The organism is Ochrobactrum sp. Q0168, from assembly GCF_016427605.1.
Classification (GTDB): Bacteria; Pseudomonadota; Alphaproteobacteria; order Rhizobiales; family Rhizobiaceae; genus Brucella.
In genome coordinates, this window is the sequence record NZ_JAELXQ010000052.1 from 1 (window position 1) to 624 (window position 624).

Genomic DNA, 624 nt, shown 5'->3' on the forward strand with positions numbered 1-624 from the left:
GCCGAGGTCGTCGCCGGTGCGAGGATCGTGTCGTAATTGGCGGCAAGTTCAACGATGAGCGCTGCCGTTGGCTCAGCCAGACGGTTTTCCAGCGCATCGCTTTCAGCCAGCAGAACCTTGCGCACGCCATTGAGCTTGGCGGCGGCATCGGCTGCAGCCTTCGCGCCCTTGCCTGCAACCAGAATATCGACATCGCCGCCGATCTGGGCAGCTGCCGTTAACGCCTTTGCCGTCTGGTCCGAAAGGGTTGCATTGTCATGTTCGGCAATAAGAAGAATAGCCATTGTTTCTGTCCTTAATTCATCCGGTGCCGGAAACCTGTCAGGGCCAATATGCACACTTGGCGAAAATGGTGGGGCGCGAGAACCGGAGCGGAGCGTACTTTTGGTACGTGAGCACCGGAAGCGCAGCGACACGCCATTTGCAGACGGGCCTCACGGGTTTCCCTTTAAATGATGCCGTCAGCCTTCAACTTCTCGACCAGCTCGCCAACCGAGCCAACCTTGACGCCAGCCTTGCGGCCACCCGGCTCTTCGGTCTTCAGAACCTTGAGGCGCGGCGCAATATCGGCGCCGAAATCGGCAGGCGATTTCTCGTCCAGCGGCTTCTTCTTCGCCTTCATGA

The 624-nt window shown here is 59.0% G+C and carries 2 pseudogenes; both read right to left on the reverse strand.

Annotated features, from left to right (window positions below):
* Positions 1-284, reverse strand: a pseudogene (locus JAU75_RS23925) (electron transfer flavoprotein subunit alpha/FixB family protein); the annotation flags it as partial.
* A 164-nt stretch (positions 285-448) separates the two neighbouring features.
* Positions 449-624, reverse strand: a pseudogene (locus JAU75_RS23930) (electron transfer flavoprotein subunit beta/FixA family protein); the annotation flags it as partial.